This is a genomic window from Albidovulum sp., assembly GCF_049646345.1.
GTDB lineage: Bacteria > Pseudomonadota > Alphaproteobacteria > Rhodobacterales > Rhodobacteraceae > Albidovulum.
The window spans coordinates 1-4,900 of the sequence record NZ_JBARVQ010000732.1 but is presented as its reverse complement, the minus strand read 5'-3'; the positions used below and the strand labels follow the sequence as shown (position 1 = coordinate 4,900).

At 62.9% G+C, this 4,900-nt stretch carries 3 protein-coding genes; all 3 read left to right on the top strand.

Annotation, left to right across the window (positions count from 1 at the left end; all coding sequences use genetic code 11):
* Positions 1-1,858 (top strand): GcvT family protein (locus tag WBB85_RS19180; RefSeq protein ID WP_432640191.1); only part of this gene is annotated, 1,858 nt, incomplete at its 5' end.
* A complete protein-coding gene (locus tag WBB85_RS19175; protein WP_432640190.1) occupies positions 1,858-2,472 on the top strand; it encodes a hypothetical protein in 615 nt (204 codons plus the stop codon). The genes WBB85_RS19180 and WBB85_RS19175, both read left to right, overlap by 1 nt.
* Positions 2,465-4,900, top strand: a 2,436-nt coding sequence (locus WBB85_RS19170; RefSeq protein WP_432640189.1) for a GcvT family protein, incomplete at its 3' end; no start/stop codon positions are given. The genes WBB85_RS19175 and WBB85_RS19170, both read left to right, overlap by 8 nt.

Sequence of the window (4,900 nt, the reverse complement as noted above, 5' to 3'; positions counted from 1 at the left end):
CCGCTGCGAATATGTGGTCAACGCCGCAGGCTACTATGCCCAGAAGGTTGGCGAGTGGTTCAAGCCCTATGGCGGGCGCACCGTGCCGATGATGGTGATGAGCCACCAATATGTCCTGACCGAGCAGGTGCCGGAAATCGAAGCCTGGTCCAAGGAAGTCGGTCACAAGCTGCCGCTTTTGCGCGATGTGGACGTGTCCTATTACCTGCGTCAGGAAAAGGGCGGTTTCAACATCGGCCCGTATGAGCCGAACTGCAAGGCGCACTGGGTCAACCCATCCGACCCGATGCCGGACGACTTCTCGTTCCAGCTTTACCCCGACGATCTGGACCGGATCGCGGAGATTGTCGCGGATGCGATGGAGCGGGTGCCGGCTGCGGCCAGTGCCGGTGTCTCGCGCATCATCAACGGACCCATCCCATACGCTCCCGATGGCAACCCGTTGATCGGCCCAATGCCCGGCGTGCCGAACGCCTTCGAAGCTTGCGTCTTCACGTTCGGCATCGCCCAGGGCGGCGGCGGCGGCAAGGTTCTGGCCGAATGGATCACCGAGGGCTGCACGGAATGGGACATGTGGTCCTGCGATCCGCGCCGCTTCACCGACTATACTGATCGCGACTACTGCATCGACAAGGGCATGGAGATCTATGGCAACGAATACGCCATGCATTTCCCGTGGCACCGCTGGCCTGCAGCACCTGATCGCAAGCTGTCCGCCGTTCATGACAAGGTCAAGGAACTCGGCGGCCAGATGGGTGCCTATAACGGCTGGGAACGCGCCAACTGGTTTGCGAAACCGGGCGACGATACGTCCGAAGAGGCGACCCATACCTGGGGCCGTTCAGGCCCGTGGGAGAACCGCATCAAGGAAGAATGCGAAGCGGTGCGCGACCATGTCGGCGTGCTGAATCTGCCGGGCTTTTCGCGCTTCTGGCTGCAGGGCGAAGGGGCCGACGAATGGCTGCGCGGCTTCTGCACCGGCGGGATTCCCAAGGTCGGACGGATGAACCTGATCTATGTCTCGGACAAGCGCGGCCGCATCCTGACCGAGCTTTCCTGCATCCGGCTTGCGGAAAACAGCTTTGTCCTGATCACCGCGGCCACCGCCCAATGGCATGATGGCGAGTTGATCCGGAATTCGGTGCCCGAGGGTGTGACGGTGCGGGAAACCACGACCGAACGTGAAACCCTGATCATCGCCGGTCCGAAATCGCGAGATCTGCTGGCCCCGATCACCGATGCAGACCTTTCGGCTGGCTGGCTGACCCATCAGCATGCGACCGTCGCGGGCAAGAAGGCCTTCCTGATCCGCGTTTCCTTCGCCGGGGAACTCGGCTGGGAAGTGCATGCCGAGAACGCCGACATGCCCGCGATCTATGACGCGGTGCTGGCGGGCGGGGCCAAACCTTTCGGCATGTGGGCGCTCAATTCGCTGCGCATCGAAAAGGGATATCGCGCCTGGAAGGGCGACCTTTCGACCGACTATTCGCTTCTGGAAGGCGGGTTGGAGCGTTTCGTCAAATTCGACAAGCCGCAGGATTTCACCGGCAAGGCTGCCCTTCTGGCCGAAAAGCAGCGCGGTGTGAAGAAGAGCTTTGTCACCCTCATCGTCGAGGCCAAGGATTGCGACGCGCCATATATGTCGACGATCTGGCATGACGGAAAGGTCGTGGGCGAAACCACGTCGGGCGCCTGGGGCTACCGGGTGAATGCATCGATCGCGCTTGGCATGGTGCGGGCCGATCTGGCGGTTCCGGGAACCGAGCTGGAGGTTGAGATCTACGGGATCCGCTGCCGCGCGGTGGTGCAGCAAGACCAGCCGCTCTGGGATCCCGAAAACGCGCGGATCCGGGCCTGATGGCACGGATGGGCGCCATGCGGCGCACCCAACCGGGATCTGAATCCGGCCCGGCGCTGGTGCTGGTAGAAAGCACCGGTGCTGCGCCTGCCGGACCATCGCTCAGCGCCGAGATTGCGGCGATGCCGATGGAATTCAGCACCGCTCATAACCTGCTGACACGGGGCCGGGTCACGCGCGGCTCGCGTCTTGCCGTCATCGGCGTGGATGAGGCCGTAAGCTATGCCTGTCTGCGGCTTGGCGTCCATGCGGGTGCCGATGTCACTGCATGCTGCGCAGCCCGGCATGCCGCTCAGGCCCGCGCGGCGGGGGCAAAGGTGATCCCCACCGATCAGCCCCTACCGACCTGCGCTTTCGATGCGGTGATCGATCTCTCCGGCACGGAAGCGTGGCGTGCCGCGCTGCCCGTTTTGCATCCCGGCGGTCGCTATGTCACGCGCGGGGCCGTTCCGGGTGCCGAGGATGCCGAGGTCTTTCTGAACGACCTGCCGCTTTTCGACCGTTTTCATCAGCCGCGTGAGGTTTTTCCGGGGCTGATCACCGTTGTTCCGGCACCGCATCTGCGCGCCGTTCCCGCCAGCCGTCTTTCCCTCAGGAGCACGACCAATGTCTAACCTGCCCGCAAAAGCCCGCGTCGTCATTGTCGGCGGTGGTGTCGTCGGCTGTTCGGTGGCCTATCACCTGACCAAGCTTGGCTGGAAGGATGTTGTGCTGCTGGAGCGCAAGCAATTGACCTGCGGCACGACCTGGCATGCGGCTGGTCTGATCGGTCAGTTGCGCGCCTCGGCCAACATGACCAAGCTCGCGAAATATTCCGCTGACCTCTATGGCGGGCTTGAGGCCGAGACCGGCCTTGCTACCGGCTTCAGGCAGGTAGGTTCCATTTCCGTAGCCCTCACCGATGCCCGGAAAGAGGAGTTGTTCCGGGGTGCCTCCATGGCCCGCGCCTTTGGTGTGCCAGTTGAGGAACTGTCGCCTGTGGAGGTCAAGGACCGCTACCAGCATCTGAATATCGATGGCGTGAAGGCCGGTGTCTGGCTGCCCACCGACGGTCAGGGCGACCCGGCCAATATCGCTTTGGCACTGGCCAAGGGCGCCCGTCAGCGCGGCGCGGTGGTGGCCGAGGGCGTGAAGGTCACGGGCATCGCCGTTGAAGGCCGCCGCGCGAAATCCGTGTCGTGGGAACAGAACGGCGAACAGGGCGTGATCGAGGCCGATCACATCGTCAACTGTGCGGACGTGTGGGGCCATGAGGTCGGCCGCATGGCGGGCGTCAACGTGCCCTTACATGCCTGTGAACACTTCTACATCGTGACCGAGGCGATCCCCGGCCTGACCCAGATGCCGGTTCTGCGGGTGCCCGACGAATGCGCCTATTACAAGGAAGATGCGGGCAAGTACCTGCTCGGTGCGTTTGAACCCAATGCCAAGCCCTGGGGCATGAACGGCATTTCCGACGATTTCTGCTTTGACCAGTTGCCCGAGGATTTCGACCATTTCGAACCGATCCTCGAACGCGCGGTGGAGCGTCTGCCGATGCTGGCCGAGGCCGGTATCCACACCTTCTTCAACGGCCCGGAAAGCTTCACGCCCGACGATGCCTATAACCTTGGCCTGTCGCTGGAAGTGGACAATTTCTGGGTCGCCGCCGGGTTCAACTCCATCGGCATCCAGTCTGCCGGGGGCGCGGGTATGGCTTTGGCCGAGTGGATGGAGACGGGCGAGAAGCCCTTCGACCTCGGCGATGTGGATGTCGGCCGCAACCAGCCCTTCCAGGGCAACAAGCATTACCTCTTCGAGCGGTCCAAAGAAACGCTGGGTCTGCTCTATGCCGACCACTACCCCTATCGCCAGAAGGCCACCGCACGCGGTGTGCGCCGCACACCCTTCCATGCGCATCTGGACGCGCAGGGCGCGGTCTTCGGTGAGATCGGCGGCTGGGAACGGGCGAACTGGTTCGCGGAGGAAGGGCAAGAGCGTGAATACCAGTACAGCTGGGGTCCGCAGAACTGGTTCGCAAATCAGGCCGCCGAGCATAATGCCGTGCGCAGCAATGTCGGCATGTACGACATGTCCTCGTTCGGCAAGATCCGGGTTGAGGGCCGCGATGCCGAGGCCTATCTCAACCACATCTCGGGCGCCGACATGTCCGTCGCACCGGGCAAGATCGTCTATACCCAGTTCCTGAACAAGGCGGGCGGGATCGAGGCCGACGTGACCGTGACGCGGCTTTCGGAAACCGCCTATCTGGTCGTCACCCCAGCGGTGACCCGGCCCAAGGATCAGGCCTGGATGCGTCGCCATATCGGCGATTTCAACGTCGTCCTGACCGATGTGACGGCGGGCGAAGGCGTGCTGGCGGTGATGGGCCCGAATGCCCGCAAACTGATGCAGGCCGTGAGCCCCAACGACTTCTCGAACGAGGTGAACCCCTTCGGCACCGCGCAGGAGATCGAGCTGGGCATGGGCCTCGCCCGGGTTCACCGCGTGTCCTATGTCGGCGAGCTGGGATGGGAGATCTACATGTCTTCCGACATGGCGGGCCATGCCTTTGAGACGCTTTTTGAAGCGGGGCAAGGCATGGGGCTGAAGCTGTGCGGAATGCATATGATGGATAGCTGCCGGATCGAGAAGGCCTTCCGCCATTTCGGCCATGACATCACCTGCGAGGATCATGTGCTGGAGGCAGGGCTTGGATTTGCAGTGAAGACCGCAAAGCCCGATTTCATCGGCCGTGACGCGGTTTTGCTCAAGAAAGAGGCGGGGCTGGAGCGGCGCATGGTGCAGTTCAAACTCTCCGAACCCGGCGTGATGGTCTATCACAACGAACCACTGATCCGTGACGGCAAGATCGTAAGCTACCTCTCGTCGGGTGCTTATGGCCATCATCTGGGGGCGGCGATTGGCATGGGCTATGTGCCCTGCAAGGGCGAAGCTGCCGCCGATGTGCTGGCGTCGAGCTACGAGGTCGAGGTGGCGGGCCGCCGGATCAGGGCCGAGGCGTCGCTGGCGCCGATGTATGACCCGAAATCCGAACGTGTG